This window comes from Bacillus cereus group sp. BfR-BA-01330 (assembly GCF_022663885.1).
Classification (GTDB): Bacteria; Bacillota; Bacilli; order Bacillales; family Bacillaceae_G; genus Bacillus_A; species Bacillus_A cereus.
In genome coordinates, this window is the sequence record NZ_JAKUGK010000001.1 from 654,567 (window position 1) to 677,027 (window position 22,461).

A 22,461-nucleotide genomic window follows, 5' to 3' on the forward strand; every position below is an offset into this window, starting at 1 on the left:
ATTGTAATGAGAATGGTAGATATTATTGCAAAAAAACGTGACGGCAAAGAATTAACGACTGAAGAAATCAAATTCTTTATTAATGGATATACAGACGGAAGTATTCCTGATTATCAAGTGAGTGCGCTTGCAATGGCAATCTTCTTTAAAGATATGACAGATCGCGAACGTGCAGATTTAACGATGGCGATGGTTGAGTCTGGAGAAACGATCGACTTATCAGCAATTGAAGGAATTAAAGTAGACAAACATTCAACTGGCGGTGTTGGTGATACAACAACATTAGTATTAGGACCGTTAGTAGCTGCTTTAGATGTACCAGTAGCAAAAATGTCTGGTCGTGGTTTAGGACATACAGGCGGAACAATTGATAAATTAGAAGCGGTAGAAGGATTCCACGTTGAAATTACGAAAGAACAATTCATTGATATTGTAAACCGTGACAAAGTAGCTGTTATTGGACAAACAGGAAACTTAACACCTGCAGATAAAAAGATTTATGCATTACGCGACGTAACAGGAACTGTTAACTCAATTCCTTTAATCGCAAGTTCAATTATGAGTAAAAAAATTGCAGCTGGTGCTGACGCAATCGTACTTGATGTAAAAACAGGTGCTGGTGCATTTATGAAAACAGAAGAAGATGCAAAAGAATTAGCACATGCAATGGTACGTATCGGAAATAATGTAGGACGTCAAACTATGGCTGTTATTTCAGATATGTCACAACCACTTGGTTTTGCAATTGGTAACGCTCTAGAAGTGAAAGAAGCGATTGATACGTTAAAAGGTGAAGGTCCAGAAGATTTAACAGAATTAGTACTCGTATTAGGAAGTCAGATGGTCGTACTTGCGAAAAAAGCAAATACATTAGAAGAAGCTCGTGAAATGCTAATTGAAGTGATGAAGAACGGAAAAGCAACTGAGAAGTTTAAAGAGTTCTTAAGCAATCAAGGCGGAGATAGCTCAATTGTAGACAATCCAGAAAAAATGCCACAAGCGAAGTATGTAATTGATGTACCTGCAAAAACTTCAGGTGTTATTTCTAACATTGTTGCAGATGAGATTGGTATTGCAGCTATGTTACTTGGTGCAGGTCGTGCAACGAAGGAAGATGAAATCGATTTAGCAGTAGGATTAATGTTACGTAAAAAAGTTGGCGATGCAGTAAAAGAAGGCGAGCCGTTCGTAACAATCTACGCAAATCGTGAAAATGTAGAAGATGTAAAAGCAAAAATTTATGAGAACATCTCTATCGCTGAAACAGCAGTGGCTCCTAAATTAGTTCATACAGTTATTACTGACTAATGATCATTTCATTTACTTTGAGGGGGAAATAATATGGATAAGAAAAAATATATTGAAGAAGCAAACAAGATGTTATCGAAAGCGTATATTCCGTATTCTAAATTTCCTGTTGGCGCAGCGTTAGTTACGAAAGAAGGGAAAATCTATACTGGTTGTAATATAGAAAATGCTTCTTATGGTTTATGTAACTGTGCAGAAAGAACAGCAATATTTAAAGCGGTATCAGAAGGGGAGCGCGATTTTAGTTACTTAGTTATTACAGGAGAAACTGATGGACCGATTTCACCATGTGGTGCGTGTAGACAAGTAATTGCTGAATTCTGTGATCCGAAAATGCCTGTATTACTAACGAATGTAAAAGGTGATGAAAAAGAAGTGACTGTTGAGCAATTACTTCCAGGTGCTTTCACAATTGACGATTTAAAATAAGTTAAAAAGCCATTTTGCAATTATTAATTGCAGAATGGTTTTTTTGTTCATATTCCGTTCATAAACTTTGCGTAAAATGATTGCAGCGAATATGGAAAGTTTACAGCAGGAGGAATATAATGAAGAAATTCTATAATGCGGCATGTAGTTACTTATTGGTTTATGATTTTGTTAAAAAAGTCATTTAAATAGATAGGAGTGGAAAGTATGATAGCACTTTTATCAAGTGTCGTAGCAGTTTGTATGGCTGTTGGGGTAATGTTTCTACGTTTTAAAGCAGCAAAAAAGCCGGTAACGAAAAAGAAAATTATATTGCCGCCAATTTTTATGAGTACAGGCGCAATGATGTACTTTTTACCAGAGTTTCGATTAACATCGTTAGAAATAGTCGAGGCAATTAGTATAGGGCTTATTTTCTCTATTTTTCTTATTAAAACAACTAAGTTCGAAATAAAAGGCGAACATATATTTATGAAACCGTCAAAAGCATTCATATTTATTTTAGTAGGCTTATTAGCTGTACGCGTGGCATTAAAGTCATATTTAAGCCAATCAATTGATTTGGCAGAGTTAAGCGGAATGTTTTTCTTACTTGCATTTGCGATGATTGTGTCGTGGAGAATTGCGATGTATCGCTCGTTTACTAAATTAGAAAAGACAATAAACAGAGCTGGAATTTCTATATAGGAAATCCAGCTCTGTTTATGTTTTATTAAAATTCTTTAGCGCGGAACTCATTTGCTTAATTTTAAACGTATTTGAGCATCTTGTAATGCGGCTGGTGTAACGTTAAGACCATTTTGATCAACAATTTTTGTGTTTAATAAAATGGAATCTAAGCTTCCACGAAATGTTTGTGTATAGTTTTGACGCAACATTTGTTGTTCTTGTTTTTCATCAACTGTTAATCCAGTTGCTTTTTCTTTTTTGGACAATTCGTTAATACGGAATAAAATATTTTTCATTTGTTTCACCTCTAGTTAGATTTAATTACATTAGCTACTTACTAATGTATAGTTATTTTAACCTATCTTTTAATAAGTGTCAATGTCTATAAAATGCCTTGTTTTGTAAGTGTATGGGGTGAGAGAGAATGTAAATGACTACTAATACTTGAAATAGAAAAGATGTTAATATACAATACCGTAGTAGGGTATAAAATTGTTGTTTTACATTATGAAAGAAATGAGCACAAAGGAGTATGTAATAATGAATGCAGTAATTTCAAAGAAAGAAACAATCATCTCATATACGATTGCTATTTTATTTATTTTAGCCATGGTAACAGCGGGTGTGTTATTAAATGATCCGGAAGTTATTCTGCCGGAAATAGCAGCGATGGCAATTGCTTTATGGGCGTATCGTGAGCCAGGATGGTTAAGGCAACCAGAAAAAATCTTCATTGCACCTTCAATAACAGCTGTGATTGGTTTTATGGTGAATCAAATGGATATTGCTTATTTAGGGAAAGTAAGTTTAACGCTTGTATTCATGATGCTTTTTTTACGTGTAATTCAATCCAATTTAGCACCATCTATTGCGACAGGTTTATTACCATTAGTGACAAATGCGACGGAATGGTCATTTGTTATCGCGGTATTCGCTTTAACATTTATTTTAATGGTTGGTGTTCTTATATTTAAATTGAATAACGGTATTAAGCGAAAAGTGCAAATACAGTATAAATATATGACTGTATTTCTCATACTAAATTTCGTATGGATTAGTTTATGTTGGATAACTGGTTATGAACAATTAGCAGTTATTCCACCAATATTAGTTGTTGTATATGAATCACTTCAAAGGCCGATGTACAATGAAAAAATGGCTTTTAAACAAATAGTAGTATTAACTACATCTGCAACTGTTGGAACAATATTGTACTTTGCAATTGATTCATGGATTGTAGTCACTTTATTAAATATGATATTAATGCTTATTTTATTAAAAATTGTTGGTGTACGTATTCCAGCAGTGTATGCATTTCCATTATTGCCGCTCGTATTTCCAGATGGAATGATAAAGATGTTACCAGTAGCTTCATTTGTTGCGGGAGTATTTTTATTTGGTGCAGTACTACTGTATAAAAAGTGGGAGATGAAGCAAAAGGGTATGGCAATGTAGATAGAGTAAAGATAGCTTTTAATTAGTAAAATAAATAGACACCTGTGAGTGTCTATTTATTTTATGAAAAATTTAGTTTAATTCATTTAAGTAATGAACAAGTTCCGATGCTTTAGAGAAAAATGGAGAATGATCAGCTTCTAAAGTAATAATTTTCTTGCAAGGTGTTTCTGTATTCATTCGGCGCTGAAAATCAATTGGAATCGCTCTATCTAGAGTCGTTTCAATATAAATGCGATCTATGGCTCCAAAGTTTTCTTCAGATATTTTCAGCTCTTGTTGGAAGGGTCCTAGTGGTTGAGGACGCATTTGATTAAAAGATGCTTCTTTAATAGAACTGTCTTCTGTAGCATTTAAAAATGTTTGTTCAATTAGATTAGGTATAAGTTCAGCAGTCAAGTCATTTTCATTTATAGTGAATTGCGGGCCATCTTCTCCGTCTAATTTACTACCAAGACTTTCTCCATTTCGTGGTAAGAAAGCACAAAGATATACTAATTTATCGATTTTATTTGGTATAAGTTCAGCAGTTTGAGTAATAACGATTCCACCCATACTATGTCCAACAAGAATAACCTTTTCATTTTGTTGATTTATATTAGCTGTTACTGCATCAACATAGGAATCTAACGTTATATTTTGTGAAGGAGTTGTATCTTTCCCACTTCCAGGTAAGTCTAGTGTAATAACAGTGTGACCTAAAGCCTCTAGTTGAGGTTTTACTAATTCCCATGCCCATTCACCTTGCCATGCTCCATGTACTAAAATGTAAGTACTCATTTAATCAACACTCCTCTAGGGTATATAAGTTTCATCTATTTGTAATATTGATGATGTATACTCAGTGTAAATGAAGTGGTTTCATAAATATAATGAAGGTTATTTATAGATGATATAAATATATTTTATATAAGGAGAACAGAATGAATGTTTTTGATTTTAAAGTCTTTACATATGTGGCTCGTTTAAATAGTATTAGTCTGGCAGCAAAGGAATTACATATGACACAGCCAGCAATAACCCATATTATTAACAAATTAGAGAAACGATATGCTATAACGTTATTTGATCGCTCTAGACAAGGAACGATTCTAACTGAAAATGGCAAAGAATTTTTAGTTGGTGTGAATCGACTTCTAATGGAGTATGAAAAACTTGAGGAAACAGCTTTCCAGTTGAAGAATAAAAGCTTGTATAAAATTGTACTAGCTACGTATCCTTCCGTTACTGTATATTGTTTGGCGGAGTGTATTCAACTAGGGAATATTGATCATAGTCAATATGTACTTGCAGTTCGAGAAGGAAGCTATCAAGAAGTGTTAGATTGGCTATCATCAGGTAGTGCAGATTTTTCTATTTCTATAAAAGAAAATTTAATACAAGGATTTCATTATGATGTCATTGGTGAAGATCCGTATGTTATGGTTTCTTCAAAAAAAGTTCCGCCTAACCTTACTATTAATGATATAAAAAATTATCCTTTTATTATGCCGCTTTCTGGTTGCAAAGAAGTGCTCGAACCGTATTTGATGAAAAATGAAATAACAGTTAATAAAGTGATGGAGTCAGAATCAATTAGTTCAGCATTAGCACTTACTATACAAGTTAATGGCATAACAATCGTTCCGTTATCAGGACTACATAAGCAAATTATTCATGACTTCATTGTACAGCCGATAGAAATTACAATTCCACGACAACTTATTATGCAATGGTCACCTAAAAAAGAGAATGACCCGCTGTTTCTCGCGTTTGTTAAGAATTTATTAGCTCAACTACAGCAAAAGAAAAAATGAATATAATATTACAAAAGATAAGCTCATTTCACTAGAGCTTATCTTTTGTATGTATTACCAATAAAGAGCAGTATCATAAAATCCAATTAAAATAAGGAGAAAACCAGCTATACGCTGAATGCTATTTCCTATTTTCCTGCTCTTCTTTAGTAATGCCCCGTTTAATCCCAGATAGGAGATGAAGGACATTAATACGACGATAGGAAGAGCAGTTCCTATCGAAAAGAACGTTGGAAACAAGTACCCGTAATTAAATGATAAAGATAAAGGGATTAACGTTCCAAAAAATAGAACGAACATAGTCGGACAAAAAGCTAAGGAAAAGAAGAATCCGAGTAAAAATGAACCAACTTCATTTTGATTTCGTATAAATTTAATCGAGAAGAAATATCTTCTTTTTATAATACCTGACAACAGTAGCCCCATTAAAATTAATAGGGGTCCCATCATTTTTCGTAACCATGGAAAATACAAAGTCAATATTTGCTGAATCTCTTTTCCTAAAAACCATACTAATAGTCCAAGCGTCGTAAAAGCCATTATTTTTCCTAAAATGAATAAAAGTATATGTTTCCATACATGTTCCTTTTGTAAAGATTGGTTGCTATAAAGTGTAATAGCACTAATGTTTCCTGTTAATTGGCAAGGAGCAAGGGTACCTACTATGCCTAATAAAAACGAAAATAAAAGAGGTACAGATTTCGTAGCATTCGCGGCATCCATTAAAGGAGACATGAGTTGATAGCTCCATTCACTAATTGTTGAAAACACGTTATATTCACCCTTCTACTTAAATTGGAATGTTCCTTCATTAGCAATCTGCTTCCACGTATTACCCTCATCTGTAGAGAGGAATACATTTGATTTCATTGTAGCAAATACGATTTCGGCTGAATTTTGAGGGTTTTGTGAAATATACATAATTGCATCTTTAGAATCTAAAGGTGGAATTTGTATGTTTGTTTCTTCATTTGTAGCAATTGATTTCTTCGTTACGATTTGCTTATTAATAGGGGCGTAAATAACATCTTCATTACTTAATGTAATTGCGGTCGATTCAAGTGATTTAGAGAATAGTTCAAATGTATTTCCGTAATCTGTAGATAAGTAAACACCATCTTTAGTACTTACCGCGACTACACTAGATTGATCTGGATGTACTGAAAAGGAGTGGATTGCACTTGAAAGCCCCTTCAATTTACTAGTTTTCCATTCTTGTCCATTGTTCGTACTGAAGTAAAAACCTTGTTGCAATTTAGAATTTGGACGTTCATTGTATAAATAAATTGTTTCCGTATTATATCCGACAGCAAGGTTATGAAAATCAGATTCTCCATAAAAAGCTAGCTTTTCGAGAGTATTACCACCATCAGAACTTTTCATTAATCCTAAAGGATTTTTTAAATTTGCTCCTGGTTCAGGATGACCGCTGGCAAAGAACCCGTTCTTCGTTGCCTGAAAGCCCATATAATCATGTAGTCCAGTTTTAGCTTCAAGCCATTTGCCATTTTGATAAACTTTTATCCCGCTATGAGTGGCGATAGAAACCCCAGACATATTTCCTGCATAGCCAATTCCGTGAATGTGCTCGATTTTTCCAGATGTAATTTCTTTATAGAAGTCTTGCGGACTCGTATTTGCTGTTTCTATATTTTTTGGTTGAGATTGCGCCGTTTCTTTTTTCACTGTTGCTGTTTCGACGTTGCTAGAACATCCTGAAATTATTAATAAAGAAGTAATTGCTAACCCTGTTGCTACATAATGTTTCAAAGTTATGGCTCCTTTCCTATATATGAGATTTTAAGTATATGGAATAAATATCAAGAAATTGTGGAGTGGTATGCATAATTTAGCGTGGAAGAGGCCCGAGTAATGAAAATTCTCCTTTCACTATGAGTATAATTAATTGACGAAAAATTATAACAATAATAGAATGAATTGTATTGATGATTAGTTTCACAAGCATACATAGAACACTAGGGGGATTATTATGAAATCAACATTTTTTGCTCAAAATAGAGAAAGACTAACGAAAACATTACCTGATGAATCCGTTACGATTTTATTTGCGGGACAAGCACCGCATATGTCAGCTGATGCACATTATAAATTTGTACCGAATCGTAATTTTTACTACTTAACGGGAATCGATGAACCAAATGTTATTTTTATGCTGAAAAAGTTTGGGAATAGTGTAGAAGAGACACTTTTCATTGAAAAATCAGATCCAGTAATGGAAAAATGGGTTGGGAAGACAGTTTCTAGCGAAGAAGCAGAGGGAATTTCAGGTATAAAGAAAGTTGTATATTTAGATAGCTTTGAAAAGACAATGTCAAATATACTTTTTACAGAAAATGCGAAGCATCTATATTTAGATATAGAACGTCGTGATTGGAATGGTACGGAGACAAAAACATTAGCATTTGCTAAACATGTAAGAGAAAAATACCCACACGTAACAATTGGTAATGTATATCCGAACATTTGTGAATTACGAGTATTTAAAACAGAGGAAGAAATTGAAATTATTAAAGAAGCGATTGCTGTAACGAAAGATGGTATTTACAATGTGTTAAAAAATGCAAAAGCAGGCATGATGGAGTATGAATTAGAAGCTCAATTTGATTTTACACTGAAATCATCTGGCATTAAGCACCATGCGTTCAATACAATTTTGGCGAGTGGGAAAAATGCTACAGTTCTTCATTATGAAGATAATGATGCACAAATTCAAAATGGTGACTTAGTATTACTAGATTTAGGTGCTCAAAAAGACTACTATAACGCTGATATTAGTTATACATTCCCGGCAAATGGAACATTCTCTAGTCGTCAAAAACAAATTTATAATATTGTATTAAAAGCATTAAAAGAAACAACAGCGCTTATTAAGCCAGGATTAAAGTTCGCTGCATTAAATGAGCATACAAAAAAGATAATGGCAGAAGAGTGTAAAGCAATTGGTTTAATTCAAGAAGATGAAGAGTTATCAAAATACTATTATCATGGTGTCAGCCATTTCCTTGGTTTAGATACACATGATGTAGGAACATATAAAGATAGAGTGTTAGAAGAAGGTATGGTTATAACAATTGAACCTGGTCTTTATATTGAAGGAGAATCAATTGGAATTCGTATTGAAGATGACATTCTTGTAACGAAAGACGGGTATGAAAACTTGTCAAAAGATATCATTAGGGAAGTTGAAGAAATTGAAGAATTTATGAGTGTAAATAATGAACATGTAAAAGGAAACCAAGCTGTAGTTAAATAATAAAAGAGTCATCACTAATTTATTTGAACTTTATCTCGAACCGTGGACAATTAAAAAATCCATGATTCGGGATAGGGTTCTTTTCTTCGAAATACTAATCTTTAATTATTAATCCTAATAAAGTAGCAAACTGAACAGCTTGATATGTTGATACTTTACATCCTCTTAAATCGTTCACTGAAACTGTAAGTGTATCAAAGGTAGAAGAACTAATATCTATCCCCTTCAGTGATGTCTGATCAAAATTAGCTTCATCAAGACTACATAATTGGAATTCAACTTTTTTAAGTTTACAGTCAAAAAAATCTGCATTATTTAATGAAGTTTCATTGAAGATGATTTTTTCTAGTTTGGAATTTCCAAATGCCGCTAAATTCAAAATTGAATTCTCAAATTTAACATTTCCTAAGCTAGATTCTGTGAAATTTACTCCGATTAATTTACTGTTTTTAAATTCGACTCTGTGAACAGAAGAATTGCTTAAATTAACATTTGATAAATCACAGTTTTCAAAACAAACATCTGTAATATCAATATTGCTAAAGTCTGTATTAGTAAACTTACAGTTTTTTATCACCGCATCATATAATCGCACTCTATCTACAGATTCATTTTCGAAAGTGGAGTCTATAATTTCACACACTTCCAATGTTGGATCTTCTTCATAAAAAATATCTTGAAAATTCTTTGAAGATAACTCTGGTGAAATTTTTGGTCTATCAATTTTCATCGTATATCAATCCTCTTCTATTTGATATATTTGTGTAATTTGAGTCTATTGTCTTCTTGTAAGGAACATTAGTTCTTATTATACAAAAATGTAAGTTCTTTTGTGAAGAGCATTTTAGCTACATTTTTCTTATTTAATAATAGCAGTGTTATTGTTTCTTAAGAAATAACGTCAAAACAAATACGAGAACGGCTAGTATAGTCGCTACAAGGAAAATATTTTGTATTTCTAAAATATTTTCCTTGTAATGTCTCCGCTTTTAGTAATCTTCCAATTAGCTTACGTAAGATCTAATTACATCTCCTTATTTTCTTGAAAATCAACTTCTATAATGATTTTGAAAAAGAAAAAGGAGGGATTTTCCATGAAGCGATTTGTATTAACAGCCGTTACAGTCTCTGTAATATTTTTAATTGCTGCCTGTTCTGTGACGACAAATATAACAACTGATCATAAAAATATGAATGATAAAAAAACACTACAGACTGAAACAGCTACAACACCATTGAAAGTTGAAAAAGGACCAGAAGTTACTTTAATAGCGAAAGAAGAAAAGCAAAAATTAAGTAACGGTGTTATTGTTCCAGTCTGGACATTTAATGGCTCATCTCCTGGTTCAGAAATTCGGGTGAAAAAAGGTGAAAAGGTGAAAGTGACATTAAAAAATGAATTATCTGCACCAGTATCTATTCATTGGCATGGATATCCTGTCCCAAATAACATGGATGGAATTCCAGGCGTGACACAAGATGCAGTTGAACCAGGAAAAAGTTTCACTTACGAATTTGAAGCGAACGTACCAGGAACGTACTGGTATCACTCGCATCAAGATTCTGTAAATCAATTAGATAGAGGTTTGTATGGAGCGCTCATTGTAGAAGATACAAAGGAAAAATATGATAAAGATTACACATTAATGTTGGATGAATGGGTTACAGATAAAGAAGAAATGAATAAGCAGTTAAAAGAAATGACAAAAGGGCAAATAGGTAATAAATCTAAAGGTAATGAAAATGGGGAAAAGAATGATGATAAGAACGGCATGGATCATTCTGATATGAACATGGGCAGTGATAAAAAAGACTCTAGTAATATGGAAGGAATGGACCATGGAAATATGAAGATGGAAGGTCATGATATGAGTATGTACGATTTATTCACAATCAATGGAAAAAGCGGTGATTTAGTAGCGCCATTAAAAGTGAATAAGGGAGATAACGTTCGTCTTAGACTCGTCAATGCTGGTTATCTATCACATGATATACATGTTCATGGCCATGATATAAAAGTAATTGCGACAGATGGTCAACCAATAAACGATCCAAAAGTTATAAAGGATAAAGTAATTTCAATCGCACCGGGTGAACGTTATGATATTGAATTTACTGCTAATAATCCTGGGAAATGGTATGTTGAAGACCATTCGAAAAATAAAGGTGCAAAAGGAATGAAAGCTGTTATTGAGTATGATGGCAGCAAAGAGATGAAAGATAAAACAGACGAAAAAGAAAAATTACCGAAAGTAGATATAATGAAATATGGTACTAAAAAATTAGGTAGTTTCACGTTAAATCAAGAGTATACTGCCACATATAATATGGACTTAAATACGCAAATGAATGGAAATGAAATGGTATATACAATTAACGGAAAGGTATTTCCGGATATTGACCCAATTCAAGTGAAAAAGGGTGATTTAGTAAAAGTGAGATTGGTAAATCGTTCTAAAATGGATGATCACCCAATGCATTTACACGGACACTTTTTCCAGGTGTTGAGTAAAGATGGAAAACCGATAGAAGGTTCTCCCATTGTAAAAGATACATTAAACTTAAAACCGGGTGAAGAATATGAAGTAGCCTTTGTAGCAGATAATCCGGGCGATTGGATGTTCCACTGTCATGATTTACACCATGCTTCAGCTGGGATGGTAACAGAAGTAAAATATACAGATTACAAATCGGATTATGTTCCAAACCGAAACATTCCTAATAAGCCAGAGTAATATTAAGCAGTTATCCTATGGATAGCTGCTTATTCATTTTTGTTGCAAGTACTAATGTATATGTTGGTTATGCCCAGGTGAAGGTGCAGGAGTATGATCTGGGAATGTCGTAAATACGGCAACGATAATTACTACACTAATTGAAAGTAATAACAAAAAACGCTGTTGGATAAAAGTAGAAAAGTTCTCCGATAACAATTGAATCACACAGGACATAGTAATCGTTATAGTAAGTAAAAGGCTAATGAACAATATACTATGAGCTTGTTGAGCGTTTAACATTTCTGTAATCATTGCTCCCATCATACTTGCCATTAATCCAGAGAACATTCCTTCTAAAGCAGTATATAGGTGAAAACGTAGACCGATTAAGAAACCGATAAAACCACTAATTAAAATAGCAAGCAAAGTAGAATATAGTAATTCCCCCTTAAAGAGAATGCCTAAGTAAAAACCAATACTTAAACCAATACTCATACTAAAAGACATAATAAATACCATATACTCCATTAGGGTACCCTTACGTTTAGAAATATAGGATGTAATAAGAATCGAAGTACAGCAAAGTGTTAAGGTAGTTAACGTATAAGCAAACATTATGATACCTCCTTGTCCTATCGTTCATTTCATCATATGTTTATATGGAGGGTACTTATGCTTATTAATATCTGCATATTATCTGCACAATTTCATAGATGTAAGCAAAGGAACGCTTGATTTTTTAGGGCGTCTTTTTTAATTATAAGCATGTGAAAGAAATTGTTATATTATGAGTTTCTATTGTGAAGCCATAAAGAATAAGCGTATAATATTATAGGTCTCACATTTGCGAGACAAACCGCGAATGATAAATAAGATTGTTGTTTTATCATCGCTTCTAAACATATAGACAATGAAAGTAACACTGGAATACAGATAGGGAGTTATAAAATGAAATTAATTATTGCCGAGAAACCAGATCAAGGGTTGGCTCTTGTTTCACAGTTTAAATATCGCCGGAAAGATGGATATTTAGAAGTAGAAGCGAATGAGTTATTTCCAAATGGAGCGTACTGTACATGGGCAATTGGTCATTTAGCGCAGTTATGTAATCCAGAGCATTATCACGCAGAGTGGAAAAAATGGTCACTTAATACGTTACCGATGATTCCAGAGCGTTTTCAATTTGAAGTAACAAAGTCGAAGTATAAACAGTTTAACGTTGTGAAACAGCTGTTACATAATCCACAGGTAACAGAAATTATTCACGCAGGCGATGCTGGGCGTGAAGGGGAACTGATCGTACGAAATATTATTAATCTTTGTAACGTGCAAAAGCCGATGAAGCGTCTATGGATTTCGTCTTTAACGAAGCAAGCTATTTACCAAGGGTTTAAAAATCTACTTGATGAAGCAGATACAATTAATACGTATTATGAGGCGTATACAAGGTCATGTGCGGACTGGGTCGTTGGTATGAATGCATCACGTGTTTTTAGTATTTTGCTAAAGAAAAAAGGAATGAATGATGTATTTTCTGCTGGTCGTGTCCAGACACCAACGTTAGCATTGATTGTAAAGCGAGAGAAAGAAATTGAAAACTTTAAGTCAGAGCCTTTCTGGGAAGTGTTTGCAACCTTTAATATAGAAGGAAAGAAATATGACGGAAAATGGGAAAAGGATAATGAATCCCGCTTAAAAGACCCTGATATGGCGAATAAAATTGCGGCATTTTGCCAAGGGAAACCGGCTGTTGTGAAGGAAATGAAAACGGAGCGTAAAGAGTTTCAGCCGCCGCTTTTATTTAACTTATCATCACTGCAAGCAACGGCAAATAAAGCCTTTAAGTTTTCACCGAAAAAGACGCTTGATATAACGCAAGCACTATATCAAAAAGGGATTGTTTCTTATCCACGTTCAGATTCTAACTATGTTACACAAGGAGAAGCAGCGACGTTCCCTGATATTTTACAGAAGTTAAGTCAGTTTGATGAATATAAAGGCTTATTACCGGCTCCGGTTGAATCCATTATGAATAACAAGCGTTATGTAAATGAAAAGAAAGTAACAGATCACTACGCAATTATTCCGACAGAGCAAGTTACAAACCCAAGCAGACTCTCAGGTGATGAAAAGAAAATATACGATATGATCGTAAGAAGGCTTATTGCAGCTCATTATGAAGTTGCAATCTTTGACTATACAACGATTGTAACGCTTGTAGATGAACGTGCTGAATTCATTTCAAAAGGAAAACAGCAAATTCAAGAAGGTTGGCGTAAAGTTATTTTCCAAGACGATAAAGATGACGAAACCATTCTTCCAATTGTAGCTGAAGGCGAAGAAGGAAAAGTTGTAAAGGTGAAAGTGAAAGAAGGAAAAACACAGCCACCGAAGCGCTATACAGAAGGACAACTTATTACGTTAATGAAAACAGCTGGTAAGTATTTAGAGAATGAAGAGCTGGAGAAAGTATTAAAGAAAACAGAAGGTTTAGGTACGGAAGCGACTCGCGCAGGTATTATTACGATGCTGAAAGACCGTAAGTATATAGATGTAAAGAAAAACCAAGTGTATGCGACTGATAAAGGAAAAGTATTAATTACCGCAATTGGTGATAAAATACTAGCTTCACCAGAAATGACTGCGAAATGGGAACAACGTCTTGCGGAAATTGGTGAAGGTACAGCTTCACCAGCTACATTTATGGAACAGACGAAAAAGCTATCAGCTAAAATTATTGAAGATGCAGTGGAAATGTCTGAGAAGTGGGATTTCACTGGACTACATGTTGAATCGATTGAACGAAAAGGATCGAAATTTACAACGGGTAAAAAGGTTGGTAGCTGTAAAAAATGTGATGGCGATGTAATTGATAAGTCAACGTTTTACGGTTGTTCTAACTATAATACAACGCAATGTGATTTCACCATTTCAAAGAAGATATTAAGTAAAACAATTTCGCAAAAGAATATGACAAAGCTCTTAAAAGGTGAAAAGACTGACTTAATTAAAGGCTTTAAAAAGGGCGAGAAAACGTTTGATGCGAAATTAGAGTGGAAAGATAATAAGATTAATTTTGTATTTGAGAATTAATTTGTTAAAAGAGCATGACATAAAACTGTCATGCTCTTTTGTTTTTCTTTTATATAAAATTTAACGATAAAAAAAATCCTTTAAATAATAATTTTTTATTGTAAAACGATAAAACTTGTATTAAAATCAAAATCATAATAAATGAGTGAGGTGCTTTTGTTAAAAGGTAACAACCTTATTTTTAAAATTAGAGGAGGTATAACTATGAACATTAACAATTTGATTGTTAAAAATATGGATAACCCCCATGAGTTGGAGAAGATGTATAGAAAAGATCCGAAAGCTTTTAAAAAAGCATTCTCACAAGCATGGGACCAAAATCCTGATTCCCAGGTTCTAGCTGCTTGGTATGAAAGGTTGCATTTCAAGGAGAAAGTAAATAAAGAAAAAACATCTTTGTTTCAAAAAGGTTTCTTATTCATGGGCCTTTTAGCTATTCTGGCCGGCATAAGCACCAGGATCATTTTCCACTTTGTTGAGCAGGAAGCAATTGCTCCAATTAACTTGGCTTTTGGTGTAATTCCCTTTATTGCTGCTTATTTTGTTTACAATAATACTCCGAAAAAAAGTATTATTTATTCCCTTGCAGCGTTGTTCCTAATTTCCGGGTATTATCTTAATACGCTGCCAGTAAATTATAAAGACAGTACCATACTTGCGTATTTACATCTTCCTATATTTTTATGGGTCTTAGTAGGGCTTGCATTTACAGGAAATGAATATTCAAAAGGCAGTACAAGATTAGCCTATATTAAATTTAATTTAGAATATTGTCTTCTCTACGGGAGCATGGCAGTGAGCGGAATGATACTTGCGGTATTCACCATGCGTTTATTTAGCTTTGTTGACTTAGATATAGGAGAATTCTATTTTAGTAATGTTGTTTTATTTGGAGCAGCGGCTCTCGCTATTGTGACTGCATACTTAGTATCAATGAATCTTAAGCTTGCTAAAAATATTACACCATACATATCTAAAATTTTTAGTCCTCTCGTCCTGATTACCTTGCTTATCTATCTTATAACGGTAATTTGGGTCGGGAAAAATCCATTCTTGGATCGCAATTTCCTAATGGCCTTCAACGGAATACTGCTTGGCGTATTGGCTGTTACTATATTTTCTATCGTTGAGAGTGACTCGGACGAGAAAAAGAACATTTCAGATTATATAAATTTTTCCTTAATTGTTCTGGCGCTTATTATTGACACTGTCGCATTGTCAGCCATAGTATTCAGACTTTCTTCTTACGGGATTACACCTAATAGACTTGCTGTTTTAGGAGTAAACATACTGATTTGGGCAAATCTCATTTGGATTATGTTTGCCTATATGCGTTTCTTGCAAAATAAATCAGGACTAAAAGCTATCCAAGATGCCGTTACGAAGTATTTGCCAATATACGGACTTTGGGCAGCTTTCGTTATATTTACGTTTCCTATCATTTTTAATTAGAAAGGATCTGTTAATGCGGGAGTGGTGAGGGCTAATAATCATTGGGGGATTAACAAAACCCCCAATGATTAAAGTTTCACTTTATTACAATTGGTATTATTACGTTTGTAGTTTCGGTAATTTCATTTGTATTGATAAATAAGAAGCAAGTGTTGTATGTAATCTTTCCATAATAAAAACCGTCCCAAAATGGGACGGTTTTTATTATGCGTATTGCCGTTTTTTCTTAATAAGCAACAAAACTTGTGAAACAAAAGCTAGTACCGGTAACTCAATCAACGGTCCAATAACGAGTGCAAGTGCGATAAGAGGCTCGTCTGGAAAAGCTGTTACAGCGATAGCGAGTGCAACAGGTGAGTTTCTTGCTAACGTTGTTAAGCTTAGACTTACTGTATCTTTGTAAGATAAATGCATGATGCGCCCGATAAATTGTCCTAGTAAAAAATTAATGATGAAGAACAATAGAACAGGAACGAGTAATAATAAAACGACATTCATATTTTGCAGTAAATATTTACCTTGTGATGCAAACATCGCTATTATTGCTAAACTTAAAAATACAATTTGAGCAGAGCTGAAAAACGGAATGAGTTTATTCTCGAGAGTTTCAGCTTTTTTCATTTTATTCATAATGAATTTTGTAGCGTGTGCAAGTATAAATGGTAAGACGATTACGATAACAATACTTTCTACTAAAACAGAAACCGCTACAGTTTTCATGACACCAGCAAATAAAAATAAATAAATTGGAAGGAGTAGTACTTGCAAAATTAAATTTACAGGTAAAATTGCAGTAGAAAGTGCTACATTTCCTTTCGCTATTTCAGTAAAGATTAAGTACCAATCTGTGCATGGAGTAACCATTAACATTATAAATCCAACCCAAAGTGCTGGATGATCTGAAAGAAATAGTGCTCCTAATCCCCAAGCGAGTAAAGGTGTCCATAAGAAGTTAATAGTAAGACTTGTTCCAGCAAATTTTAAATTACGAAATCCGTTTTTTATTTCTTTTAATGGGATGCTGAGGAATAATCCATATAGCATGAAAAATAAGAAGGGGACAATAAACTGGTCTGAATACGTATGTATCATATTAAATTGTCCGAGTACGATGCCGCATGTAACAGCAAAAAGAATAATAAAAGTTTGAATCTTTTCTATAGTGCTCATGAATAAATCCTTTCTATATATGAATTTTCCTCTCTAAGTTTATTATACAAGTAATAAAGATGTATTTGGTGTTCAATTGTATTTTAGTTAATATTTTTAAATTGAGATTTTATTTTTTATTAAAAGTTACTTGACTAAAGTAAGTGACTATATTACAATCACTTACATAAGGTAATTAAATAACAAAAAGTTTTGATAGCTTAACTTAAGGTATCTATTGGAACTTTTTCTTAGAATAAGAATTTTTATGATGATGAATAATGAATATGAAAAGAAAGATTAGGTGAAGAAAATGGGACTATTTAGCTCATTATTTGGTAAAAAAGAAGAAAATACGAATGTAGAGGGGAATAAAAAAATGTCAAAAGTATTATTTGTAAAAGCAAACGATCGTCCAGCGGAGCAAGCAGTTAGTTCAAAAATGTATGAAACATTTGTAAGTACTTATAAAGAAGCAAATCCAAATACAGAAATTACGGAATTAGATTTATTTGCATTAGATCTTCCTTATTACGGAAATATCGCGATTTCAGGTGGATATAAACGTAGCCAAGGCATGGAGTTAACTGCTGAAGAAGAGAAGGCAGTTGCTACAGTAGATCAATATTTAAATCAGTTTTTAGAAGCTGATAAGGTTGTATTTGCATTCCCATTATGGAACTTTACAGTACCAGCGCCATTAATCACATATATTTCATACTTATCTCAAGCTGGAAAAACGTTTAAATATACAGCAAATGGCCCAGAAGGTTTAGTTGGTGGTAAAAAAGTAGTTGTGTTAGGTGCTCGTGGTTCAGATTACTCTTCAGAGCAAATGGCTCCTATGGAAATGGCAGTTAATTACGTAACAACGGTACTTGGATTCTGGGGAATTACAAATCCAGAGACAGTTGTAATTGAAGGACACAATCAATATCCAGATCGTTCACAACAAATTGTTGAAGAAGGTCTAGAAAACGTTAAAAAAGTAGCAGCAAAATTTTAATTCATGATAGTAAATGGAAAAACCAACATGGATGACCATGTTGGTTTTTTAGTCTATTTTTCATGTTAAAAAATGTATATTTATAAAATAAAAGAAAAGTTCGAAAATAGTATTGCAAAATATTATATAGCAAACTATAATGAGTTCAAGAATAGTTGATACTTAAATTAAATATTCAGAAAATTCAATTAGTTAAAATTGGAAAATGAGATAAGGAAACTTGAATGGGGGTTATATTATGGCGAATAAAGTACCGTTTTCGTTCATAGTAGTTATTGGATTAATGTTATTTGCACTATTTTTTGGAGCGGGAAATTTAATTTTCCCAGCGATGCTTGGTCAATCAGCAGGAGAGAATGTATGGATTGCTAACGCTGGATTTTTAGTAACTGGTGTTGGATTACCATTACTAGGTGTGCTAGCATTTGGTTTTTCAGGTAAAGATGATTTGCAGTCGTTAGCTAGTCGTGCTCACCCAGTGTTTGGGATTGTGTTTACAACAGTTTTATACTTAGCAATCGGTCCGTTATTTGCAATACCGAGAACAGGAAATGTTTCTTATGAAATTGGTCTTAAACCGTTTATGCCAGAAGGAGTAGGTTCTACACCTTTAATTCTTTTCACAATTATATTCTTTAGTATCACTTGTTTTTTTTCGCTAAATCCCGCGAAAATTGTCGATATTGTTGGAAAAATCTTAACACCAATTAAGTTGACTTTCATCGGTATTTTAGTAATCGTTGCTTTTATACATCCGATTGGAGATATGCAAGCACCAGTGGAAGCTTATACATCACATGCATTCTTTAAAGGATTCCAAGAAGGATACTTAACGATGGATACGCTTGCATCATTCGTATTCGGGATTATCATTATCAATGCTATTAAAGAAAAAGGTGCGAAAACGAAAACACAAATTATGGTCGTTTGTGCAAAAGCGACAATTATTGCAGCATCTATTTTAGCAATTATCTATACAGCACTTTCTTATATGGGTGCTTCAAGTGTTGCAAAGCTTGGACATTTAGAGAACGGCGGAGAAGTATTAGCGAAAGTTTCTAACTACTATTTCGGATCATATGGCGGAGTATTATTAGGATTAATGATTACAGTAGCTTGTTTAACAACTAGTGTGGGACTTGTATCAGCATGTTCTTCATTCTTCCATAAGTTATTCCCAAATGTTCCTTACAAAGCAATTGCAATCACGCTATGTGTATTTAGTGCAATTGTTGCAAATGTAGGATTAACACAGTTAATCGCAGTTTCTGTTCCAGTATTAACAGCAATTTATCCACTAGCAATCGTATTGATTTTCTTAACATTCTTCCATTCATTATTCAAAGGAAGAGCTGAAGTTTATCAAGTGAGCTTAATCGTAACATTTATCATCAGCTTATTCGATGGATTAAGTGCAGCTGGAGTTAACATTGAAGTAGTAAGCCAAGTGTTCACTAAATTCCTTCCGATGCAGGAAGTAGGATTAGGCTGGATCTTCCCAGCGATTATCGGTGGATTTATCGGATATGGACTTAGCATTTTAAAAGTGAAAAACCAAGTTCAACCAGCAACTAGAGCGGATAAGAAAATAGGTTAAATAAAAAAAGTTATAGAACTTGTTTCTATAGCTTTTTTTGTTACTATTAATAATGAGAAAAAATAAAGTAGTAGGGGAAATAAAATGAAAAAAACAATTGATCATATCGGAATCGCAGTTCGTGATATAGATAGTACGATACGTTTTTATGAACAGGTTCTATCAGGAGAATTAATAGATCGTTACGTAAGTGAGGCAACAGGTGTAGAAAGTGAAGTAGCCATTCTTGAAGTGGATGGAGATAGAATTGAATTACTTGCACCGACAAATAACACCACTTCACCAATTGCCCGATTTATAAAACAAAAAGGTAAAGGTGTACATCACGTTGCGTATCGTGTCGATGATTTAGATGTGGCTCTAGAAGAGTTAAAAGAACAAGGTATTCGGACATTAGAGCATACACTACGCATTAATAAGCACGGTAGAAGGTTAATTTATCTTAACCCAGCGGATACTGAAGGAACGATTATCGAGTATTGTGATTATCCGGAAGAGAAATAGAAGAGGGATATTTTTTTAAAGGTGTTACGTAATAACGTAATACCTTTTTATTTATGTATTTCACATTTTCTTCACAAATGATTCACGATAACTTTTCTTCTTTGATAACTTACATAAATATATTTTATGATATAATAACAATCGGCTTTAAAAATGTAAGTTGTATCTATCATAATAGTTACTATTATATTGGAAGTTTAGAGGTGGAAGAGAAATAAAGAGTTATACTTTATAGAAGTTTATATTTAATCAGGTTAATATTTTGCCCAAGAATCAAACTTTGGAAGTTAAAGTAATGAAAATAGAGCAATGAGGAAGAAAGAAGTGAAATGAGTGTGAAAGTAATGAGAAGATTAGGGACATGGCTATTACTTGTGTGTGTGCTTATCATATTGATCCCGCAAAGTGCATCTGCTCATGCGTACGTTGTGAAATCAAACCCTACTGAAAATGAAACATTGAAGAAAGCACCATCTGTTGTGAAAATCGAGTTCGATGAGGACATACAAATCTCAAGTTTTAATACATTGTACGTGAGAGATACATCAGGTAAAAGGGTCGATTTAAAAGATGCTCATATTGATAAAAAAAATAAAAAGCTATTAGAAGCTGGATTGAAAGAGAATCTTAAAAATGGTCTCTACTCTATTCAGTGGAAAGCTATTTCAGCTGATGGACATCCCATTCAAGGAGTTATTCCATTCCGTATTGGATTAGCGGAAGCTGGAGCAGATGATATACAAGTAGAAGAGATGGGATATGTTCCGCAAATTGATATGATCATGGAACGTGGAATTTTATATACAAGTTTCTCACTATTTATAGGAGTGCTATTCTTTAATCTTATTATGTATAAAGGGAATGCAACCTCGGTTCGATCAAGGAGTAAGAACATAATATGGATTTCCGTATTAGGGATATTTACTAGCTTGTTATTCAATCTACCACTGCAAGCGAAAATAAATGCTGATGTTTCATGGCTAGAAGCATTCAATCCTTTACTATTAAAAGAAACGTTACAGCTTTCTGTTTTTAGTTATGTTTGGATTACTCAAATGGTTCTCATTAGTTCGCTTATAATCGTTACGTATTTTGCGATGAGGCGTGAGAAGCTATCGTCTTTTAAAGTATGGAGTATTCCAATAGTGCTGTTTATTGGAATACTTGTTATGAAAGCATTTAATAGTCACGCATATGGTTTAAAGTTTAAAGATATTGCTGTTGTTATGGATTTTTTACATTTATTCGCAGCTTCATTATGGATTGGTGGTTTATCGTCTATTATTCTTCTGTTACGTAAAGAGGATAACAAATGGAATATGTATTGGGATATGATTAAGCGTTTTTCACCGTGGGCAACATGCGCTGTCATTGTGATTTTAATAACAGGTCTTTTTAACAGTACATTTTTTATTCCAACAATCCACTCGTTATTTGATACGAAGTATGGATTAGCTTTACTAGCAAAGATACTTTTATTCGTTTTCATGGGGATATTGGGAATTATTCATTATGTGAAAGGGAAAATGAGAGCGGAGCAAGGATTAGGTGCTACGGTGAAAGTAGAGTTTATCATTGGAATTATCATTTTCGTCATCGTAGCTTTTATGACAAACGTACAAACACCACCGATGCCTCCTACTGGACCTTTTACAGAGAGTAAACAATTAGATAATGGATATGAAATGACGCTAAATGTAAGTCCTAATAGAGTAGGACAAAATATATTCCATATTACTTTAAAGGATGAGAACGGACAACCCGTTACTGATATGGAACAAATTATATTAACGACTCAATCGTTAGATATGAATATGGGAAAAGGATCATTTAAAGTTTCGGCAGTTTCACCGGGAGAATATGAAGCAGAAGGTATGTATATTAACATGACAGGAAACTGGAATATACAAGTACATGGATTAACGAAATCGCTTGATAGCTTCGATACGGATTATAAATTTATTGTAGGTGGCAGATAAAGTGAAACTTTAAGCAGCCCTCATCAATTGGGC

The 22,461-nt window shown here is 33.6% G+C and carries 20 protein-coding genes; 13 read left to right on the forward strand and 7 right to left on the reverse strand.

Going from position 1 to position 22,461, the window contains the following annotated elements; all coding sequences use genetic code 11:
* The first annotated feature begins 6 nt into the window (after nucleotides 1-6).
* From MR112_RS03365 to MR112_RS03375, 3 genes are all read left to right on the forward strand, one after another.
* A complete protein-coding gene (locus MR112_RS03365) occupies nucleotides 7-1,308 on the forward strand; it encodes a pyrimidine-nucleoside phosphorylase (RefSeq protein ID WP_001983022.1) in 1,302 nt (433 codons plus the stop codon).
* Between the two features lie 33 nt (nucleotides 1,309-1,341).
* The gene (locus tag MR112_RS03370) at nucleotides 1,342-1,737 is read left to right on the forward strand and encodes a cytidine deaminase (RefSeq protein WP_000358533.1); all 396 of its coding nucleotides are present in this window, start codon (nucleotides 1,342-1,344) and stop codon (nucleotides 1,735-1,737) included.
* 207 nt (nucleotides 1,738-1,944) lie between these two features.
* A complete protein-coding gene (locus MR112_RS03375) occupies nucleotides 1,945-2,424 on the forward strand; it encodes a CcdC family protein (protein WP_000561074.1) in 480 nt (159 codons plus the stop codon).
* Nucleotides 2,425-2,471: 47 nt separating this feature from the next.
* On the opposite strand, the gene MR112_RS03380 is transcribed toward MR112_RS03375, so the two are convergent.
* Nucleotides 2,472-2,702 carry a DUF896 domain-containing protein gene (locus tag MR112_RS03380; RefSeq protein WP_000789783.1) on the reverse strand — a complete coding sequence of 77 codons (231 nt, stop codon included), beginning with the start codon at nucleotides 2,700-2,702 and terminating at the stop codon, nucleotides 2,472-2,474.
* 244 nt (nucleotides 2,703-2,946) lie between these two features.
* Here MR112_RS03380 and MR112_RS03385 point away from each other — a divergent pair, with 244 nt between their 5' ends.
* Nucleotides 2,947-3,861, forward strand: coding sequence for a hypothetical protein (locus tag MR112_RS03385; protein ID WP_242244780.1), 915 nt, complete (start codon nucleotides 2,947-2,949; stop codon nucleotides 3,859-3,861).
* A 72-nt stretch (nucleotides 3,862-3,933) separates the two neighbouring features.
* On the opposite strand, the gene MR112_RS03390 is transcribed toward MR112_RS03385, so the two are convergent.
* On the reverse strand, nucleotides 3,934-4,641 hold the full coding sequence (locus MR112_RS03390; protein ID WP_242244781.1) for an alpha/beta fold hydrolase: 708 nt from the start codon (nucleotides 4,639-4,641) through the stop codon (nucleotides 3,934-3,936).
* 143 nt (nucleotides 4,642-4,784) lie between these two features.
* Here MR112_RS03390 and MR112_RS03395 point away from each other — a divergent pair, with 143 nt between their 5' ends.
* Nucleotides 4,785-5,657 carry a LysR family transcriptional regulator gene (locus MR112_RS03395; protein WP_001100328.1) on the forward strand — a complete coding sequence of 291 codons (873 nt, stop codon included), beginning with the start codon at nucleotides 4,785-4,787 and terminating at the stop codon, nucleotides 5,655-5,657.
* A gap of 54 nt (nucleotides 5,658-5,711) precedes the next feature.
* Here the strand turns inward: MR112_RS03395 and MR112_RS03400 are convergent, their stop codons facing one another.
* Together MR112_RS03400 and MR112_RS03405 are read right to left on the reverse strand one after the other, a co-directional pair.
* Nucleotides 5,712-6,428, reverse strand: a complete 717-nt coding sequence (locus MR112_RS03400; RefSeq protein ID WP_000493100.1) for an urease accessory protein UreH domain-containing protein — start codon at nucleotides 6,426-6,428, stop codon at nucleotides 5,712-5,714.
* A gap of 15 nt (nucleotides 6,429-6,443) precedes the next feature.
* A complete protein-coding gene (locus MR112_RS03405; RefSeq protein WP_000683848.1) occupies nucleotides 6,444-7,427 on the reverse strand; it encodes a F510_1955 family glycosylhydrolase in 984 nt (327 codons plus the stop codon).
* Nucleotides 7,428-7,647: 220 nt separating this feature from the next.
* Here MR112_RS03405 and MR112_RS03410 point away from each other — a divergent pair, with 220 nt between their 5' ends.
* Nucleotides 7,648-8,931 carry an aminopeptidase P family protein gene (locus MR112_RS03410; protein ID WP_063245901.1) on the forward strand — a complete coding sequence of 428 codons (1,284 nt, stop codon included), beginning with the start codon at nucleotides 7,648-7,650 and terminating at the stop codon, nucleotides 8,929-8,931.
* Nucleotides 8,932-9,025: 94 nt separating this feature from the next.
* Here the strand turns inward: MR112_RS03410 and MR112_RS03415 are convergent, their stop codons facing one another.
* Nucleotides 9,026-9,661 carry a pentapeptide repeat-containing protein gene (locus MR112_RS03415; protein WP_000687270.1) on the reverse strand — a complete coding sequence of 212 codons (636 nt, stop codon included), beginning with the start codon at nucleotides 9,659-9,661 and terminating at the stop codon, nucleotides 9,026-9,028.
* A 364-nt stretch (nucleotides 9,662-10,025) separates the two neighbouring features.
* On the opposite strand from MR112_RS03415, the gene MR112_RS03420 reads away from it, so the two are divergent.
* On the forward strand, nucleotides 10,026-11,666 hold the full coding sequence (locus MR112_RS03420) for a multicopper oxidase family protein (protein ID WP_000820031.1): 1,641 nt from the start codon (nucleotides 10,026-10,028) through the stop codon (nucleotides 11,664-11,666).
* Nucleotides 11,667-11,717: 51 nt separating this feature from the next.
* Here the strand turns inward: MR112_RS03420 and MR112_RS03425 are convergent, their stop codons facing one another.
* Nucleotides 11,718-12,263, reverse strand: a complete 546-nt coding sequence (locus MR112_RS03425; RefSeq protein ID WP_000458541.1) for a hypothetical protein — start codon at nucleotides 12,261-12,263, stop codon at nucleotides 11,718-11,720.
* A 333-nt stretch (nucleotides 12,264-12,596) separates the two neighbouring features.
* Between MR112_RS03425 and topB the strand changes: the two genes are divergently transcribed.
* On the forward strand, nucleotides 12,597-14,741 hold the full coding sequence (topB, locus tag MR112_RS03430; protein WP_242244782.1) for a DNA topoisomerase III: 2,145 nt from the start codon (nucleotides 12,597-12,599) through the stop codon (nucleotides 14,739-14,741).
* Nucleotides 14,742-14,945: 204 nt separating this feature from the next.
* Nucleotides 14,946-16,193, forward strand: a complete 1,248-nt coding sequence (locus MR112_RS03435; protein WP_025687213.1) for a DUF4153 domain-containing protein — start codon at nucleotides 14,946-14,948, stop codon at nucleotides 16,191-16,193.
* Nucleotides 16,194-16,397: 204 nt separating this feature from the next.
* On the opposite strand, the gene MR112_RS03440 is transcribed toward MR112_RS03435, so the two are convergent.
* A complete protein-coding gene (locus MR112_RS03440; protein WP_025687212.1) occupies nucleotides 16,398-17,363 on the reverse strand; it encodes an arsenic resistance protein in 966 nt (321 codons plus the stop codon).
* A gap of 292 nt (nucleotides 17,364-17,655) precedes the next feature.
* Between MR112_RS03440 and MR112_RS03445 the strand changes: the two genes are divergently transcribed.
* From MR112_RS03445 to MR112_RS03460, 4 genes are all read left to right on the forward strand, one after another.
* Nucleotides 17,656-18,348, forward strand: coding sequence for an FMN-dependent NADH-azoreductase (locus MR112_RS03445; RefSeq protein ID WP_000522528.1), 693 nt, complete (start codon nucleotides 17,656-17,658; stop codon nucleotides 18,346-18,348).
* A gap of 238 nt (nucleotides 18,349-18,586) precedes the next feature.
* Entirely contained in the window at nucleotides 18,587-19,945 is a 1,359-nt protein-coding gene (gene brnQ / locus MR112_RS03450) for a branched-chain amino acid transport system II carrier protein (RefSeq protein WP_001284786.1), read from the forward strand.
* Nucleotides 19,946-20,029: 84 nt separating this feature from the next.
* Nucleotides 20,030-20,449, forward strand: coding sequence for a VOC family protein (locus MR112_RS03455; protein ID WP_000750856.1), 420 nt, complete (start codon nucleotides 20,030-20,032; stop codon nucleotides 20,447-20,449).
* Nucleotides 20,450-20,778: 329 nt separating this feature from the next.
* A complete protein-coding gene (locus MR112_RS03460) occupies nucleotides 20,779-22,428 on the forward strand; it encodes a copper resistance CopC/CopD family protein (protein ID WP_063245898.1) in 1,650 nt (549 codons plus the stop codon).
* Nucleotides 22,429-22,461: the final 33 nt, after the last annotated feature.

Bases quoted from the DNA above. Each gene is read 5' to 3' on its own strand.
- MR112_RS03365 (WP_001983022.1), top strand. From the start codon at position 7: ATGAGAATGGTAGATATTATTGCAAAAAAACGTGACGGCAAAGAATTA.
- MR112_RS03370 (WP_000358533.1), top strand. From the start codon at position 1,342: ATGGATAAGAAAAAATATATTGAAGAAGCAAACAAGATGTTATCGAAA.
- MR112_RS03375 (WP_000561074.1), top strand. From the start codon at position 1,945: ATGATAGCACTTTTATCAAGTGTCGTAGCAGTTTGTATGGCTGTTGGG.
- MR112_RS03380 (WP_000789783.1), bottom strand. From the start codon at position 2,702: ATGAAAAATATTTTATTCCGTATTAACGAATTGTCCAAAAAAGAAAAA.
- MR112_RS03385 (WP_242244780.1), top strand. From the start codon at position 2,947: ATGAATGCAGTAATTTCAAAGAAAGAAACAATCATCTCATATACGATT.
- MR112_RS03390 (WP_242244781.1), bottom strand. From the start codon at position 4,641: ATGAGTACTTACATTTTAGTACATGGAGCATGGCAAGGTGAATGGGCA.
- MR112_RS03395 (WP_001100328.1), top strand. From the start codon at position 4,785: ATGAATGTTTTTGATTTTAAAGTCTTTACATATGTGGCTCGTTTAAAT.
- MR112_RS03410 (WP_063245901.1), top strand. From the start codon at position 7,648: ATGAAATCAACATTTTTTGCTCAAAATAGAGAAAGACTAACGAAAACA.
- MR112_RS03415 (WP_000687270.1), bottom strand. From the start codon at position 9,661: ATGAAAATTGATAGACCAAAAATTTCACCAGAGTTATCTTCAAAGAAT.
- MR112_RS03420 (WP_000820031.1), top strand. From the start codon at position 10,026: ATGAAGCGATTTGTATTAACAGCCGTTACAGTCTCTGTAATATTTTTA.
- MR112_RS03425 (WP_000458541.1), bottom strand. From the start codon at position 12,263: ATGTTTGCTTATACGTTAACTACCTTAACACTTTGCTGTACTTCGATT.
- topB (WP_242244782.1), top strand. From the start codon at position 12,597: ATGAAATTAATTATTGCCGAGAAACCAGATCAAGGGTTGGCTCTTGTT.
- MR112_RS03435 (WP_025687213.1), top strand. From the start codon at position 14,946: ATGAACATTAACAATTTGATTGTTAAAAATATGGATAACCCCCATGAG.
- MR112_RS03440 (WP_025687212.1), bottom strand. From the start codon at position 17,363: ATGAGCACTATAGAAAAGATTCAAACTTTTATTATTCTTTTTGCTGTT.
- MR112_RS03445 (WP_000522528.1), top strand. From the start codon at position 17,656: ATGGGACTATTTAGCTCATTATTTGGTAAAAAAGAAGAAAATACGAAT.
- brnQ (WP_001284786.1), top strand. From the start codon at position 18,587: ATGGCGAATAAAGTACCGTTTTCGTTCATAGTAGTTATTGGATTAATG.
- MR112_RS03455 (WP_000750856.1), top strand. From the start codon at position 20,030: ATGAAAAAAACAATTGATCATATCGGAATCGCAGTTCGTGATATAGAT.
- MR112_RS03460 (WP_063245898.1), top strand. From the start codon at position 20,779: ATGAGTGTGAAAGTAATGAGAAGATTAGGGACATGGCTATTACTTGTG.